Origin of the sequence: Streptomyces sp. V4I8 (assembly GCF_041261225.1) — a bacterium.
GTDB lineage: Bacteria > Actinomycetota > Actinomycetes > Streptomycetales > Streptomycetaceae > Streptomyces.
Genome location: NZ_JBGCCN010000001.1, coordinates 4,501,798 through 4,520,470 on the forward strand (window position 1 = coordinate 4,501,798; position 18,673 = coordinate 4,520,470).

Below are 18,673 nucleotides of genomic sequence, written 5' to 3' on the forward strand. Positions count from 1 at the left end.
CTACCTGCCGAGTTCGTTGTCAAGTGCTGCGAAGAGTTCGTCGTCGGTCGCCAGGTCGAGGTCGGCGCCGTCGGGGCCGTCGTCCACCGTCCGAAGCAGGCCGCGCAGTCGCGCGGCGTACGTTCCTGCCGGCCCGTCGCCGTCCGACGGGCCGACGGCCGAGAGCGCGGCCTCAAGTGCGTCCAGGGCCGCCTGGACCGGGTCTGCTGCTTCGCCGACCAGCTCGCCCCGCAGGTGTTCGGCGACGGCTTGGGTGGTCGGGTGGTCGAAGACGAGCGTGCTGGGCAACCGCAGTTCGGTGAGGGTGTTCAGCCTGTTGCGCAGTTCGACCGCGGTGAGGGAGTCGAAGCCCAGGTCCAGCAGTCCGCGCTGGACGTCGATGGTCCGCGGGGCCGGATGGGCCAGGACGATGCCGACCTGTTCCCTGACGAGGTCGAGCAGCAGCTGCTGCTGCTCTTCCACGTCCAGGCCCGTGAGCCGCTGCGCCAGCGGGATCTCCGCCGGCGCGGAGGCACGCCGGCCGGCGCGGCGCTCGGTGCGCACCAGGCCCCGGTACAGCTCGGGCAGTGCGTCCCCGAGGCTCCGCAGTGCCGCGAGGTCGAGTGCCACCGGTGCGAGCACCGGTCGGGTCGCCGCCTCGCCGTCGGCTTGTGGTGCCTCGGCTCCGGCCAGGGCCGTGTCGAGGGCCGCGAGTGCCCGGTCGGCCGGCATCGGCAGGATCCCGTTGCGGGCGAGCCTGGCCCGGTCGGCACGGTCGAGGTCGTTCGCCATGCCGTCCTGCCACATTCCCCACGCGAGGGACACGGCGGGCAGGCCCTCGGCGCGCCGGTGTTCGGCGAGCGCGTCCAGGAAGGTGTTGCCGGCGGCGTAGTTGGCCTGTCCGGCGTTGCCCGCCAGGCCGGCGACGGACGAGAAGAGGACGAAGTCCGTCAGCTCCAGTCCGGCGGTCAGCTCGTGCAGGTTCCAGGCGGCTTCCACCTTCGGCCGCAGGACCCGGGAGAGGCTCTCCGGGCTCGTGGCCTCCAGCGTGGCGTCCTCGACGACTCCGGCCGCGTGCACGACCGCGGTGAGCGGGTGCTCGTCCGGGATCGAGGCGAGCAGCCCGGCCAGCGCGTCGCGGTCGGCCGCGTCGCATGCCGCGACCCGTACCTCCGCGCCGAGCGCCGTCAGTTCGGCGACCAGGTCCTCCGCCCCGCCTCGCCGGCTGGTGAGCAGCAGGCGACGGGCGCCGCGGGCGGTCACCAGGTGCCGGGCAACCTGGGCTCCGAGGGCGCCGGTGCCACCGGTGATCAGCACCGTGCGCTCCGGGTCGAACGCGTTGTCGGCGTCCGGGGTCCGGACCGGGTGGGTGACCTTGGCGAGCCGGGTCACGTAGGCCTGTCCCTCGTGCAGTTCGAGCTGCGGTCGGGGGTCGGCCAGGGCCGCGGCCAGCAGCTCGCGGCCGGCCGGCAGGCCGTCCGTGATCACGTGCTGGAAACGTCCCGGGTGTTCCCACGCGGCGGTCCGCATCAGCCCGGAGAGTGCGCTGTGCGCCAGTTCCCCGGTGCTGACCACGGCGAGCCGCGCTCCGGCCGGCGCGTCGGCGGCGAGCCACTGCCGCAGTACCGCCAGCACCTCCTCCGTGACCCGGCCGGTCTCCTGCGGGGTGGCCGGGCGCACCGGAAGGACGACCACGTCGGGTGCGGGCGCGCCGTCCGCCGTCGAGGCGGCCAGGTCGGCGAGGTCGGCGTGGTGCGCGGCGGCGAGTCCGAAATCGGCGTCGCCGAGGACCGCGATGGTCGTGTCGCCACCGGTGGAAAGTTCCACCCCGGCCCGCTCCACCGCGTACACGTGCTGGTCGGAGGGGCGGGTCAGCGCGGTCCCCGCCGGCAGGGCCCGCAGGGCGAGCGATGCGACGCCGGCGACCGGCGCGCCCGTCTCGTCGGCGATGCCGACCGCGACCGTTCCGTCCGGGCCGGGCGACAGCTTGACCCGCAGGGTGCCGGTCCGGGACCCGGTCAGCTGGACGCCGCCGAAGGAGAAGGGCAGCCGTAGCTCGGCCGACTCCTCCAGGAGCAGTGCGTGCAGCGCGGCGTCGAACAGTGCCGGGTGCAGGGCGAATCCATCAGGGTCGACGGACAGCCGTACCTCGGCGTAGAGGTCCTCGCCCGAACGCCATGCCGCCTGGAGGCCCTGGAAGGCGGGGCCGTAGGCGTAGCCCTGGTCGGCGAGGCGGTCGTACAGGTCCTCGACCGGCTGGGGTTCGGCGCCGGCCGGAGGCCAGGACGCGAGGTCGGGTTCGGGGCCGCCGGGAACGGCGGCCACCACGGTTCCGGTGGCGTGCCGGTTCCAGACGTCGCCTTCCTGGTCCCCGCGCGAGTGGACGGCGACGGGCCTGCGGCCTTCTCCGTCGGGGCCGCCGACGGTGATCTGGAGCTGGAGCGCACCCTCGTCGGGAAGGACCAGGGGTGCCTGGAGGGCGAGTTCCTCCAGCCGCTCGCAGCCGAGTGCGGCGCCCGCGTGGAGCGCGAGCTCCACCAGGGCCGTGCCCGGGACCAGCAGGGTGCCGGCGACGGCATGATCGGCGAACCAGGGGTGGCTGCGGGCCGAGATCCGGCCGGTGAACAGGACACCGTCGGAGTCGGCGAGCGAAACCGCGGCCCCGAGCAGCGGGTGCCGTGCGGAGTCGAGTCCGGCCGAGGTGACGTCGCCGCCCCCGGGCCCCTCCGCGAGCCAGTAGCGCCGGCGCTGGAAGGGGTAGGTCGGCAGGTCCGCGGCCGGTCCGGCGTTCTCGCCGAACAGTGCGCGCCAGTCCACCGGCACGCCCCGTACGTGGGCGTGGGCCAGGGCGGTAACGGCGGTGTGCGGCTCGGGGCGCCCGCCGCGCACCACCGGGACCAGGAGTGATCCCGCGTCGAGGAAGTCCTGCCCCATCGCGCTGAGCACGCCGTCCGGGCCGAGCTCCAGGAAGGTCCGTACGCCTTCGGCCTCCAGGGCGCGTGCCGCGTCCAGGAAGCGCACGGGCCGGCGGACGTGCCGGACCCAGTACTCGGGCGTGGTCAGTTCCTCGGCGCCGACCAACTGCCCGGTCAGGGTGGAGACGATAGGGATCGTGGGCGCGGCGAACGTGAGCCCCTTCGCGACCGTCTGGAATTCGTCCAGCATCGCGTCCATGTGCGGGGAGTGGAAGGCGTGGCTGACGCGCAGCCGCTTGGTCTTGCGTCCCTGGGCGGAGAGTTCGGCTCCGATGGCCTCGACGGCTTCCGCGTCGCCCGAGAGCACAACGGAGGCGGGGCCGTTGACGGCGGCGATGTCCAGCAGGTCCTCCCGTCCGGCGAGCAGCGGCAGCACCTCCTGCTCCGCGGCCTGCACGGCGAGCATCGCGCCGCCGCCGGGCAGTTCCTGCATCAGCCGGCCGCGGGCCGCGACGAGCTGCGCCGCGTCCGCCAGTGAGAGGACGCCGGCGACGTGCGCGGCGGCCAGCTCACCGATGGAGTGGCCCGCGAGGAAGTCCGGCCGTACGCCCCAGCTTTCGAGGAGCCGGAAGAGCGCGACCTCGGTTGCGAACAGGGCAGCCTGCGTGAAGCCGGTCTGGTCCAGCGGCGCCGGGTCCGCACCGAAGAGGACGTCGAGCAGCGGCGTTTCCAGCCATGGGTCGAGTTCTTCGCATACGGCGTCCAGGGCCTCGGCGTAGGCGGGGTAGGCGGTGTACAGCTCCCGGCCCATGCCGAGTCGCTGGCTGCCCTGACCGGTGAAGAGGAAGGCCGTACGGCCGTCCACGGGTGTGCCCCGCACGGTCGGTGCCGCGCATCCGTCGACCGCTTCGGTGGCGGTGGAGGCCACCACCACGGCGCGGTGCGGCAGTCCGGCCCGGCCGACGGCCAGGGTCCGGCCCGTCGACGCCAGGTCCTGCTGCGCGGTGCCGGCGAGGGCCGCGCCCACCTGGTCGGCCTGCGCCAGCAGGGCCGCGTCGTTGTGCGCGGACAGCAGCAGCGGCACGACCGGCATCGGCTCGGCCGGCGGGACCGTCCCCTCGGCCGGCGGCTGCTCCACGATGACGTGGGCATTGGTACCGCTGATGCCGAAGGAGGACACGCCTGCCCGGCGCGGCCGCTCGGACTCGGGCCACGGCACCGCCTCGGTGAGCAGTTCCACCTCGCCGGCGGACCAGTCCACGTGCGGGCTGGGCTCGTCGATGTGGAGGCTCTTGGGGAGCACCCCGCGCTGCATCGCCATGACCATCTTGATGACGCCGGCCACACCGGCGGCGGCCTGGGAGTGTCCGATGTTGGACTTCAGGGAGCCCATCAGGAGGGGCGACGTACGCTCCTGCCCGTAGGTGGCGAGTACGGCCCGGGCCTCGATCGGGTCGCCCAGCGTGGTGCCGGTGCCGTGGGCCTCCAGCGCGTCGACGTCCGCGGTGGTCAGGCCCGCGTTGGTCAGGGCTTGGCGGATCACCCGCTCCTGGGAGAGGCCGTTGGGGGCGGTGAGGCCGTTGCTCGCACCATCCTGGTTGACGGCGGTTCCGCGGATCACGCCGAGGATCCGGCGGCCGTTGTGCCGGGCGTCGGAGAGCCGCTCCAGCAGGAGGATTCCGGCGCCTTCGGCCCAGGCCGCCCCGTCCGCCTGCGCGGAGAAGGACTTGCACCGGCCGTCCGGTGCCAGGCCGCGCTGCCGGCTGAACTCCACGAACAGGGTGGGCGCGGCCATCACGGTCACACCGCCGGCCAGGGCCAGCCCGCATTCGCCGTTCCGCAGCGCCTGCGCGGCGAGGTGGACGGAGACGAGCGAGGAGGAGCAGGCGGTGTCGACGGTGATCGCCGGTCCCTGCAGGCCGAAGGTGTAGGCGACGCGGCCGGAGGCGACACTGACCGTGCTGCCGACCGCCAGGTAGCCCTCCAAGGCCTCGGGGGCGTCCTTCAGGCGTGCCGCGTAGTCGTTGGCCATGACACCGGCGAACACACCGGTCTGGCTGCCCTTGAGCGAGGTCGGGTCGATGCCCGCGCGCTCGAAGGCCTCCCAGCAGATTTCCAGCAGCAGGCGCTGCTGCGGGTCGATGGCGGTGGCCTCCCGGTCGCTCACCCCGAAGAGCTCGGGGTCGAACTGCGGCGCCTCGTAGAGGAATCCGCCGTGCCGGGTGTACGAGGTGCCCACGTGGTCGGGGTCCGCGTCGAACAGGCCGTCCAGGTCCCAGCCGCGGTCGTCCGGGAACGGGCCGATGGCGTCCCGCTCGTCGGACAGCAGCGCCCACAGCTCCTCCGGGGAGCTGACCTCGCCCGGGTAGCGGCAGGCCATCGCGACGATCGCGATCGGCTCGTCGGAGGCACCGGCGACCGGTTCGGCCTCGGCCGTCGCGGCGGCCGAGCCGAGCAGTTCGGTCCGCAGGAAGCCGGCCAGCTCGACCGTGCTCGGGTAGTCGAACACCAGCGTCGCGGGCAGCTTCAGACCTGCGGCCGCGTTCAGCCGGTTGCGTAGTTCCACCGCCTTGAGCGAGTCGAAGCCCAGCTCGTTGAAGGCCCGGTCGGGCGCGACCTGGTCGGCGTCGGTGTGCCCCAGTACGGAGGCCACCACGCCGCGGACCAGTTCCAGCAGCGCGCGCTCCTGGTCCTGGGGGGCCAGGGGCGCCAGGCGTTCCTGGAGGGAGTTCCCGCCCGCCTGCTCGCCGACGGCGGCGCGCCGCGCCGGGCGCACCAGGCCGTGGAAGAGCGCGGGCAGGGTGCCGTCCTCGCTCTGTGCCCGCAGTCCGGTGTAGTCGAGCAGCGCCGGAACGAGCACCGGCCGACGGGTCGCGAGGGCCGCGTCGAACAGCGCCGGCCCCTGCTCGCTGCCGATGGGGGCGATGCCGCCCCGGGACATGCGGGCGAGGTCGGCGTCGGTCAGGTGACCGGTCATCCCGCTGCCCTCGGCCCACAGGCCCCAGGCCAGCGACGTACCGGGCAGGCCCAGGGCTTGGCGGTGGTGCGCGAGGGCGTCCAGATAGGTGTTGGCCGCGGCGTAGTTGGCCTGTCCCGCGGTGCCGACCGTACCGGCCAGCGAGGAGAACAGGACGAACGCGTCCAGTTCCAGGCCGGCCGTCAGCTCGTGCAGGTGCCGGGCGGCATCGACCTTGGGGCGCAGTACGGTGTCGAGCTGCTCGGCCGTGAGGACGTGCAGCGTGCCGTCGTCGAGGACGCCGGCGGTGTGCAGGACCGCGGTGAGCGGGTGCTCCGAGGGGATCGCGTCCAGCATCGCGGCGACCGCCCTGCGGTCGGCCGTGTCACAGGCGACCACGGACACGTCGGCTCCGTGGGCCGTGAGTTCGGCCTCCAGCGCCGGCATGCCCGCCGCGTCCCGGCCGCGGCGGCTCGCCAGCAGCAGGTGCCGTACGCCGTGTTCGGCGACGAGGTGGCGGGCGAACAGCCGGCCCAGGGTGCCGGTGGCGCCCGTGATGAGCACGGTGCCCTCGGGGTTCAGGGCGGGCACGGCGTCGCCCGTCGTGGGCGACCTGACCAGCCGCGGTACGAGCAGTGCCCCGTCGCGCAGGCTCACCTGCGCGTCCGGTACGGCCAGCGCACGGCCGAGCTCGGCCTCGGAGAGGTCCCAGTCCGTCAGGTCCAGCAGGCCGAACCGGTCGGGGTTCTCGGCCATGGCGGTACGCACCAGCCCCCAGACGGGAGCCGAGCCGAGTCCGGCCTCCGTGCGGGCGGTGGTCGCGTCACGGGTCACGAAGACCAGGCGCGAGTCGGCGAACCGCTCCTCGGCGAGCCACTCCTGGGCCAGCCGCAGAGCCCGGTGCGCCACGGCGCCGGGGCCGTCCTCGCCGGGGAAGGGGACCACGACGAGCGGCGGGGCTCCGATAATGCCGGCGAGGTCCGAGTAGCTGCCCAGAGGGGCGGGCAGACCGTGGCCGGAGGCGTCGAGGACGGCCCATCCGGCGGCCGGAGCGGCCTCCGGGGCGGCGGTCGTCCACTCCACCTGGAGCAGCGGCTGGCGGGGGGTGCCCGAGCCGGCCAGCTGCGCGGGGTCCACGGCCCGCAGGCTGAGCGTCTTCACCGACGCGATCGGCGCACCGCTCGCGTCGGTGAGGGACAGCGCGGCACCCGAGCCCTCCTGGGTGATCCGTACGCGCAGCACGCCGGCGTTCACCGCGTGCAGCCGGACGCCGGTCCAGGCGAACGGCAGCGCCAGGCGGCCGTCCTCCGCGAGCGCCAGCGGGTGCAGGGCGGCGTCGAGGAGGGCCGGGTGGATCCCGAACTCGCCCGGGGGGACGTCCTTCGGGAGCGCGACCTCGGCGAACATCTCCCGGCCGGCGCGCCACAGCGCCCGCAGGCCCTGGAAGACGGGTCCGTACTGGAAGCCCCGCTCGGCGAGCGTGTCGTACGCCGCCGTCAGGTCGACCGGCTCGGCGCCGGCCGGGGGCCAGGCGGTGTCGGCCGGTACGCCCGCACGCCCTTCCGCGTGACCCAGTACGCCGGTGGCGTGCAGGGTCCACGGGTGGATCGCGGCGTCGTCGGACTCGGGCTCCGGGCGGGAGTGGACCGACAGCGCGCGCCGGCCCTCCTCGTCCGGGGCGTCGACCACGACCTGGAGCTGTACTGCGCCGCGGCCGGCCAGCACCAGCGGTGCCTGGAGGGTCAGCTCGTCGAGCTGGTCGAGGCCCGTGTGGTCACCCGCCCGGATGGCGAGGTCCACGAAGGCGGTACCGGGGAGCAGCACGGTGCCGGCCACGGCGTGGTCCGCCAGCCAGGGCTGCGTGTTCAGGGCGATCCTGCTGCTCAGGACCAGCTTGTCCTGGTCGGCCGTCCAGAGCGCGGCGCCGATGAGCGGGTGCCGCTCGGCGGCCATGCCGAGCCCGCCCGCGTCCCCGGCCGTCGCCGGGCCCTCCAGCCAGTGGCGCCGGCGCTGGAAGGGGTAGGTCGGCAGGTCGACGACCGCGCCGGGGCCGCCGACCACGGCAGCCCAGTCGAGCGGGGCGCCCGAGACGTGGGCCTGCGCCGCGGAGGCGAGGAAGTCGTCGAGTCCACCCTCGTCACGGTGGAGCGAGGGCACGGTGACGGCACTGTCGTACGACGTGTCGTCGATCGTCTCCTGGAGCGCGACGGTCAGCACAGGGTGGGCGCTGGCCTCGATGAAGACGCGGTGGCCCTGGTCGAGCAGGGTCCGGGTGGCCTCCTCCAGCTGGACGGTCCGGCGGAGGTTGCGGAACCAGTACGAGCCGTCGAGCTCCGTGCCGTCCAGCGGCCGCCCGGTGACGGTGGAGAGGAAGGGCACCTTGACGGCGCGCGGGGTGAGCGAGGACAGGGCGTCGAGAAGCTCGTCCCGCAGGCTTTCGACGTGCGCGGAGTGGGAGGCGTAGTCGACCGGGATGCGCTTGGCGCGCATGTTGTTGTCCGTGCAGTGGGCGACCAGTTCCTCGAGCGCGGTCACCTCTCCGGCGACCACCACGGAACGCGGGCCGTTGTGTGCGGCGATGTCGATCGCGCCGTCCCAACGGGCGATGAGCTCGCGGACCTCGTCGGCCGGCAGGGCCACCGAGACCATCCCACCCGTACCCGCCAGCTTCACGATCGCCCGGCTGCGCAACGCCACGACCTTCGCCGCATCCTCCAGCGACAGCGCACCGGCAACCACGGCCGCCGCGATCTCGCCCTGCGAGTGGCCGACCACCGCATCCGGCTCGATGCCCACCGAACGCCACAACGCCGCCAGGGACACCATCACCGCCCACAGCGCCGGCTGCACCACGTCCACCCGGTCGAAACCGGGCGCACCCTCCGCACCGCACAGGACGTCCAGCAGCGACCAGTCCGTGAACGGCGCCAGCGCCCGCTCGCACTCCACCAGCCGGGCGGCGAACACCGGAGAGGAGTCGAAGAGTTCCAGAGCCATGCCCTGCCACTGCGAACCCTGACCCGGGAACACGAACACCGTCCTGCCCGAGCCCGTGACCGCGCCCTGCACCAGGTTGGCCGCGGACCCACCCGAGGCCAGCGCCTCGAGACCCGCCAACAGCTCGTCCCGGCCGGCGCCCGAAACCATCGCCCGGAGGGGGAGGTGCGGGACCCGGGTCGCGAGAGCCGAAGCCACCCGCGCCGGGTCGACGATCTCCGAGGCCAGCAGCTCACGCACCTGGCCGGCACGCGCCGCCAGGGCCGCCTCGCTCTTCGCCGAGACCACCAGCGGAAGCCCCGCCACCACCGGCTCACCGGCCACGACCGGCTCCGGGCCCTGCTCCAGGAGCACATGCGCGTTCGTACCACTGATACCGAACGAGGACACGGCCGCGCGACGCGGACGCGCCACCTCCGGCCACGGCCGACGCTCGGTGACCAGTTCCACCGCACCCGTCGACCAGTCGACGTGCGGTGTCGGCTCGTCCACGTGCAGCGTCGGCGGAAGCTCCCCGTTACGCATCGCCATCAGCATCTTGATGATGCCCGCGACACCCGCGGCAGCCTGCGTGTGACCGATGTTCGACTTGATCGATCCCAGACGCAGCGGCTCTTCGCGGTCCTGGCCGTAGGTGGCCAGCAGCGCGTTGGCCTCGATCGGGTCACCGAGCCGGGTACCGGTGCCGTGCGCCTCGACCGCGTCCACCTCGTGCGGAGCGAGGCGGGCGTTGGCGAGGGCCTGGCGGATGACGCGTTCCTGCGAGGGCCCGTTGGGGGCGGTGAGGCCGTTGCTCGCACCGTCCTGGTTGACCGCGGAACCACGGATCACACCAAGGATGTCGTGCCCGAGCCGCTGAGCGTCCGACAGCCGCTCCAGCACCAGCATGCCCGCGCCCTCGGCCCAGCCCGTGCCGTCCGCCGAAGCCGCGAACGACTTGCAGGTCCCGTCCGGCGACAGACCACGCTGACGCGAGAACTCGACAAAGGTCGTCGGCGTGGACATCACGGTGACACCGCCGGCGAGTGCCATCGAGCACTCGCCCTGGCGCAGCGCCTGAGCGGCCAGGTGCACCGCCACCAGCGACGAGGAACACGCCGTGTCCAGCGTCACCGCCGGCCCCTCGAAGCCGAACGTGTAAGCCACCCGGCCCGACAGGACACTTGAGATCGTGCCCGTCAGCAAATGCCCCTCGAAGCCCTCCGGAGCACTCCCCAGCCGCGACCCGTAGTCGTTGTACATCACACCCGCGTAGACACCGGTCGAGGAACCGCGCAGCGAGGCGGGGTCGACTCCCGCACGCTCCAGCGCCTCCCACGCGACCTCCAGCAGCACACGCTGCTGCGGGTCGGTCGCGATCGCCTCACGCGGACTCAGACCGAAGAACTCGGCATCGAACTCGGCGGCCTCGTAAAGGAATCCGCCCTTGCGTGTGTACGATTTGCCGATCTTCTCGGGGTCTGGGTCGAAGAGGCCTTCCACGTCCCAGCCGCGGTCGGACGGGAACTCGTCGATCGCGTCCCGGCCCTCCGCCACGAGCCGCCACAGGTCCTCCGGCGAGGAGACCCCGCCCGGGTAGCGGCACCCCATACCGACCACGGCGATCGGCTCGTCCAGTCCCGGGGCGTGGGCGGCCACCGACGGGACGACGGCCGTTCCGGTCGCGTCGAGCCGGTCCAGCAGGAAGTCCGCCACCGCCTGGGGCGACGGATGGTCGAACACGAGGGTGGTGGGCAGTCGCAGCCCGGTCACCGAGTTGAGCCGGTTGCGCAGTTCGACACCCGTGAGGGAGTCGAAGCCGATGTCCATGAAGGCCTTGGCCGGGTCGATGCCGGCGTCGGCCCCGTGCCCGAGAACCAGCCCCACGGTCTCCCGTACGGTCCGGAGTACGGCCTGCGCCCGCTCCTCCGCGGCCAGCGCGATCAGCCGCTGGACCCACGACGGGTCGGCGCCGTCGGCGGCGCCGGCCGCCTGCCGGCGCCGGACGCGGACCAAGCCGGTGAACAACTCGGGGAGCGCGTTCTCCGCGGCCCGGGCGCGCAGGGCGCCCAGGTCGAGTTCGGCGGGGACCAGCAGCGGCTCCGCCGAGGCTAGCGCCGCGTCGAACAGATCGAGACCCAGTTCCGGGGTCAGCGGGACGATTCCGCTCCGCTTCCACCGCGCGACGTCGGAGTCGGCGAGGGTTGCGGCCATGCCGTCGGCGCTGTCCCACAGGCTCCACGCGAGGGACGTGGCGGGCAGGTTCCGGGCGCGGCGGTGCTGCGCGAGGGCGTCGAGGAAGGTGTTCGCGGCCGCGTAGTTGGCCTGGCCGGCGTTGCCCATGAGACCCGCGATGGACGAGAACATGACGAACGAGGCGAGGCCGAGGGACTCGGTGAGGCGGTGGAGGTTCCAGGCCGCGTCCACCTTCGGACGCATCACCCGCTCCAGATGACCGGCCGACAGCGAGGCGACCGTCGCATCGTCCAGGACACCCGCCGTATGCACCACGGCAGTCAGCGGACGCTCGACCGCGACCTCGTCCAGCAGACCCGCCAGCGCGTCGAAGTCCGACACGTCACACGCCGCCACCCGAGCCCGCGCACCCAACTCCGCCAGCTCCGCCACGAACTCGGCGGCACCCGGAGTCCCACCACCGCGACGCGACACCAGCAGCAGGTGCCGCGCACCGTGATGCGTCACCAACCGCCGCGCCACCAGACGGCCCAACGTACCCAGAGCACCGGTCACCAGGACCGTACCCGCCGGATCCAGATCCTCCACCGCACCCGCCACGACACCCGCGGCACGCGTCAGACGCGGCACGAACAGTTCGCCGCCCCGCACCGCCACCTCGGGCTCACCCGATGCCAACACGGCAGGCAACAGCTCCAGACCGCCCTCGTCCACGTGGGCGAGGACCAGTCGGTCGGGCTGCTCGGTCTGCGCGGTACGGATCAGACCCACGAGCGGGGCCGTGTGCAGCGCGCCGTCCGGCACGACGACGACTAGGCGGCTCTCCGCGAACTGCGGGGCGGCCAGCCATTCCCGCACCGTCTCCAGCCCGTGCGCCGCCGTGGCGTGGGTCTGGTCGAGTACGTCACCGGTCGTGCCGGCGACGAGCTCCTGCTCCCCGATCACCACGAACTCCGGTACGGCAGATCCGGCGTCGATCGCGGCGCCGAGCGCGGCGAGGTCGGCGTAGGGCGCCTCGCCCAGCCGGACCCACCGCTGGTCGGCGACCGGCTCGGCCGCCGGGACGGCCTCCCAGGCCACCCGGTACAGGGACTCCACGGCCGGGCCGGCAACGGCGAGCTGATCGCGGGCTATGGGCCGCAGGGCGACCGACTCGATGGCCGCCACCGGAGCGCCGGCGCCGTCGGCGAGAGCGAGACGGGCCGTGTCCTGGCCGGTACGGGTCCAGCGGACGCGCAGCACCGTGGCACCGACCGCGTGCAGCACGAAGCCCGAGAACGAGAACGGCAGACGGATCGTGCCGTCGTCCTGCGCCGAGGCCGCGGCCTCCAGCACGAGCGGGTGCAGGACCGCGTCGAGGAGGGCGGGGTGCACACCGAAGCGCGCGGCTTCGGTGTGGAGCTGGTCGGGCAGGGCGACCTCGGCGAGGAGGTCGTCGCCGGCGCGCCAGGCGGCGCGCAGGCCGTGGAAGGCCGGCCCGTAGCCGTAGCCCAGGTCGTCGAGGCGGTCGTAGACGCCGTCCAGCGGGATGGGGGTGGCGTCGGCCGGGGGCCACTGGTCCAGGGAAACGCCCGGCGAGGGGACGGAGGACGTGAGCAGGCCGGCCGCGTGGGCGGTCCACTGCTCTTCGCCGATCCGCGAGTACACGGTGAACCGACGATCGCCGCGCGCGTCGGCCCGGTCGACGGTCAGCCGCAGCTGAGCGCCCGTCTTCTCCGGGAGGATCAGGGGTGCCTGGAGGGTGAGTTCCTCGACGGTGGCGTAACCCAGCTGCTCGCCCGCGGTGCCCGCGAGCTCCAGGAACACCGTCCCCGGGACCAGGACCGTCCCACCGATCGCGTGATCGGCCAGCCACGGATGCGAGGACGACGACACCGAAGCCGAGAACTGCACCGCGTCACCATCCGGCTCCGTGATCACCGCAGCCAGCAACGGATGATCCACAGCCGTCAGACCCAGACCCGCCGCATCACCGGAACGCGGCGCATCCAGCCAGAAACGCTCACGCTGGAAGGCATACGTCGGCAGCTCCACCACACCGGAACCCGGCAGGAACCGCTCCCAGTCCACACCCACACCCTGTGCGTGCACAGCGCCCAGGGCGGCGAGGAGGGAACGCTTCTCGGCACGGTCCTTGCGCAGCACCGGAACCACGACGACGCCCTCGGTGTCGGCCAGGCACTCGCCCGTCAGAGCCGCGAGCGTCCCGTCGGGACCCAGCTCCACGAACGCCGTCACACCAAGACCGGCCAGCGTGGCGATGCCGTCGGCGAAACGGACCGCCGAACGGGCCTGAACAGCCCAGTACTCGGCGGTGAACTCCTCGACCACCTCACCGGTGACATTCGAAACGACCGGGATCCGGGGAGCCGAATAGGTCAGAGTCCGGGCGACCTCGGTGAGCTCCGCCAGCATTCCGTCCAGGTGCGCGGAGTGGAAAGCGTGGCTCACCTTCAGCCGCGTCGCCTTCACACCCTCCCCGCGAGCCAGCTCCAGGACTTCGAGCACTGCCGTCTCGTCACCCGAGATCACGGTGCCGGCAGGGCTGTTGACCCCGGCCACATCCACTCCGGAACGACCCTCGAGCCACCCGGCGACGCGCGCTTCACCCGCGTTCAGGGCAACCATCGCCCCGCCCTCGGCAACCCCCTCCATCAGGCGCGCCCGCGCACACACCAGACGCGCGGCGTCCTCAAGCGACAGCACACCCGCCACATGGGCCGCCGCCAGCTCACCCACCGAATGACCCACCAGATAATCCGGGGTCACCCCGTAATGAGACAGCAGGCGGAACAGGGCCACCTCGACCGCGAACAACGCCGGCTGCGTGAACACCGTCCGCTGAAGCAGCTCCGGCTCGCCCTCGATCACCGCGGCGAGCGAACGGTCCAAGTGGACGTCCAACGCCCCGACAACCTCGTCGAACGCAGCCGCGAACACCGGCTCGGCCGCATACAGCTCACGGCCCATGCCCACACGCTGACTGCCCTGCCCGGAGAACAGGAACGCCACCGAACCCGCCGAGACGGCCTCGCCCGGGGTCAGCGCCCGCAGAGCGTCGAGGAGTTCCTCACGGGTCTCCCCCACGACCACCGCGCGGTGATCGAAACGGGCACGCGACACGGCCAGCGAACGGCCCACAGCCACGACGTCCAGCTCCGGCCGCTCCTCCAGGAACGACACCAGCCGATCCGCCTGCTCCGACAGAGCGGCCCCCGACTTGCCCGACACCACCCACGGCACCGGGCCCGGCACCGGCAGCTCCGCCACCGGAGCTTCGATCTCCGTGACCTGCTCGACGATGAGGTGTGCGTTGGTACCGCTGATGCCGAAGGACGAGATGCCCGCCCGGCGCGGACGGTCGAGCTCCGGCCACTCCTGGTCCTGCGTCAGCAGCTCCACCGCGCCGGCCGACCAATCGACGTGCGAGGTCGGCTCGTCCACGTGCAGCGTCGCCGGGAGAACCCCGTGACGCATGGCCATGACCATCTTGATCACGCCCGCGACACCCGCCGCGGCCTGCGTGTGACCGATGTTCGACTTCAGCGAGCCGAGTCGCAGCGGCTCTTCGCGGTCCTGGCCGTAGGTGGCCAGCAGCGCCTGCGCCTCGATCGGGTCGCCGAGCTTGGTGCCAGTGCCGTGCGCCTCCACCGCGTCCACCTCGGACGCCGACAGGCGGGCGTTGGCCAGCGCGGCGCGGATGACCCGCTCCTGCGAAGGCCCGTTCGGGGCCGCCAGACCGTTGCTCGCACCATCCTGGTTCACGGCGGAACCACGGATCACCGCGAGCACCTGGTGCCCGTTGCGCTCCGCGTCCGACAGCCGCTCCAGCACCAGCAGACCCACGCCCTCGGCCCAGCCCGTACCGTCCGCCGACGCGGAGAACGCCTTGCAACGCCCGTCCGGCGACAGCCCGCGCTGCCGGGAGAACTCCACGAACATGCCGGGCGTGGCCATGACGGACACACCGCCGGCGATGGCCACGGAGGACTCGCCCTGGCGCAGCGACTGCGCGGCGAGGTGGAGCGCGACGAGCGAGGACGAGCAGGCGGTGTCGACCGTCACCGCCGGGCCCTCAAGACCGAAGGTGTAGGCCAGCCGGCCCGAGGCCACACTGGCGGTGTTGCCCGTCAGCAGGTAGCCGTCGTATCCCCCGGACGGCTCGTGCAGCCGCGGCCCGTACTCCTGTGCCGTCACGCCCACGTACACACCGGTGCGGGTGCCGCGCAGCGCGGCGGGGTCGATGCCCGCCTGCTCGAAGGCCTCCCAGGCCGTCTCCAGCAGCAGCCGCTGCTGGGGCTCCATCGCCGCCGCCTCGCGGGGACTGATGCCGAAGAACTCGGCATCGAACCGGTCCGCGTCGTGCAGGAAACCACCCTGGTTGGCGTAGGTCTTGCCGGGGCTGTCCGGATCGGGGGTGAAGAGCGAATCGAGGTCCCAGCCCCGGTTGGTCGGGAATCCACCGACCGCGTCGACCTCGCTGCTGACCAGACGCCACAGGTCCTCCGGAGAGGCGACCCCTCCCGGCAGCCGGCATGCCATGCCCACGATCGCGATCGGCTCGTCAAGGGCCATGGCCTCGTACTCGTTGTCATCCTGGCCCTGGTCCAGGCCGAGGAGCTGACCACTGAGGTGTTCGGCGAGTACGGCCGGGGTCGGGTGGTTGAAAAGGAGGCCGGAAGGCAGCGACAGCCCGGTGGCCCTGTTCAGCGCGTTCCGAAGCTCGACGGACGAGACGGAGTCGAAGCCCAGGTCCTTGAAGGTCGTGTCGATGTCCACGTCGCGCGCCGATCCGTGGCCGAGCACTGCCGCCACGTGCGCACGCACCAGCTCCAGCTCATCGCCGCGCGGCGCGGACCGCTTCGGACCGCTCCGCTGTGCCGCGGCGGTCCGGACCTGGACCGGCCCGGTCGCCGAACCTTCCAGCCAGAAACGCTCACGCTGGAAGGCGTACGTGGGCAGATCCACCAGACCCGAACCAGGCAGGAAGCGCTCCCAGTCCACCTCCACACCGTTGGCATGCGCCTCTGCGACCGAGGTCAGGAAACGATCCTGGCCACCGTCGTCGCGCCGCAGGGATCCGACGACAACAGTGCCGTCGACGCCGGCCTCGGCGGCCGTGTCGCTGAGTGCCGAGGTGAGCACCGGGTGGGCGCTGGCCTCGATGAAGACGTGATGCCCGTCGCCGAGCAGAGCACGGGTGGCCTCTTCCAACCGGACGGTCTGGCGGAGGTTGCGGAACCAGTACGAGCCGTCGAGCTCCGTGCCGTCCAGCGGCTGCCCGGTGACGGTGGAGAAGAACCTGATGTCACCGGTACGCGGCGTGACGCCGGCCAACAGCTCCCGCAGCTCGTCCTTCAGCAGGTCGACGTGGGCGGAGTGAGAGGCGTAGTCGACCGGAACGGTGCGGGCGCGGTATCCCCCGTCCTCACTTTGAGCGACGAGGTCGGCCAGGGCCTCCGGGTCGCCGGAGACGACCGTGCTCACGGGGCCGTTGTGTGCGGCGATGTCGATCGCGCCGTCCCAACGGGCGATGAGCTCGCGGACCTCGTCGGCCGGCAGGGCCACCGAGACCATCCCACCCGTACCCGCCAGCTTCACGATCGCCCGGCTGCGCAACGCCACGACCTTCGCCGCATCCTCCAGCGACAGCGCACCGGCAACCACGGCCGCCGCGATCTCGCCCTGCGAGTGGCCGACCACCGCATCCGGCTCGATGCCCACCGAACGCCACAACGCCGCCAGGGACACCATCACCGCCCACAGCGCCGGCTGCACCACGTCCACCCGGTCGAAACCGGGCGCACCCTCCGCACCGCACAGGACGTCCAGCAGCGACCAGTCCGTGAACGGCGCCAGCGCCCGCTCGCACTCCACCAGCCGGGCGGCGAACACCGGAGAGGAGTCGAAGAGTTCCAGAGCCATGCCCTGCCACTGCGAACCCTGACCCGGGAACACGAACACCGTCCTGCCCGAGCCACCCGGCACCGCGCGACCCGTCACCACACCAGCCGCAGGTACACCCGCGGCCAACGCCCGAACACCCGCCAGCAGCTCCTCGCGCGTCTCCCCCACGACCACCGCACGGTGATCGAAACGAGCACGCGACACCGTGAGCGAGCGCCCCACCGCCGTGGCATCCAGCTCGGGCCGCTCCTCCAGGAACGACGCCAGCCGCCCTGCCTGACCGGCCACAGCCTCAGCCGACTTGCCCGACACCACCCACGGCACCACACCCGGGCCGGACTCGGCGCCGGGCGCCTCCTCCTCCGCGGCCGACTCGGTGCGCCAGTCCGACAGCACGACGTGGCAGTTCGTACCGCCCACACCGAACGAGCTGACACCTGCGTAGAGCGGCTCGTCCGGCCGCGGCCATGCCTCGGGGCTTCGCTGTACGGCGAGCTTCAACTCGTCGAACGGAATGTCCGGGTTGGGGGTTTCGAAGTTCAGGCTCGGCACGAGCTCGCGGTGGCGGATGCAGAGCGCCGCTTTCAGCAGGCCGACGATGCCGGCGGCACCCTCGAGGTGTCCGACGTTGGTCTTCACCGATCCGACCCGAAGCTCGGCTCCGTCCACGCGGCCGTCACCGAGCACCGCGCCCAGAGCCGACGCTTCGATCGGGTCGCCCACCTTGGTACCCGTGCCGTGCAGTTCGACGTACTGCACCTGCTCCGCGGACACGTTGGCACGCTCGTACGCCTGCCGCAGGACATCCTGCTGGCCGGCCGGGCTCGGGACGGTGAGGCCCTCGGTGGTCCCGTCGTTGTTCATCGCGCTGCCGTGCAGCACGCAGTAGACCGGGTCGCCGTCTGCTACGGCGGCGTGCAGCGGCTTGAGCACGACGAACGCGCCGCCCTCACCGCGTACATATCCGTTCGCCCTCGCGTCGAAAGTGAAGCTGAGGCCGTCTGGTGACAGTGCGCCGAACCGCTCGGCGCCGGTGGTGCTGTCCGGCACCAGATTGAGGTTGACACCGCCGGCGATGGCCATGGTGGACTCGCCGCGGCGCAGGCTCTCGACTGCCAGGTGCACAGCGACCAGTGAGGAGGACTGGCCGGTGTCCACGGCCGCACTCGGTCCGTGCAGACCCAGGGTGTAGGAGATCCGGTTGGCGATGACGCCGCGGTTGAGGCCGGTCAGGGTGTGGCGGGTGATGCCTTCGCCCCCGTGCTGACGCGTGAGGGCGGCATAGTCGTCGGCGATGACGCCGACGAAGACGCCGGTCCGGCTGTCGGCAAGATCGGACGGGAGGATCCTGGCGTCCTCCAGTGCCTCCCAGGCGAGCTCGAGCATCAGCCGCTGCTGCGGGTCCATCGACGACGCCTCACGCGGACTGATGCCGAAGAAGCCTGCGTCAAAGCCGCTGACGTCCTCGAGATAGCCTCCCGGCCGAGAGGGCAGTTCGGGGCGGCCTGCCGGGGGCGCGCCGATCGCACTGCGGCCGTCGCGCAGCAGCTGCCACAGTTGCGCGGGGTTCCCCGCGTGCGGCAGTCGGCAGGACATACCGACGATGGCGATCGCCTCGGTCGATATCGACGTGTCAGCTTGGAATTCAACCATGGTCGAGTACGCCCTACCTATTGTTACGTACGATGCCTGAGCGGAGGCGTAGCACCCGCAGCCGTGCCGCGGGTGCTACGCCGATGCGATT

1 protein-coding gene is annotated in these 18,673 nt (G+C 72.5%); it reads right to left on the reverse strand.

From position 1 onward, the window contains the following. Positions 1-18,582, reverse strand: coding sequence for an SDR family NAD(P)-dependent oxidoreductase (locus ABIE67_RS20320; RefSeq protein ID WP_370259261.1), 18,582 nt, complete (start codon positions 18,580-18,582; stop codon positions 1-3). Between the last annotated feature and the right edge of the window lie 91 nt (positions 18,583-18,673).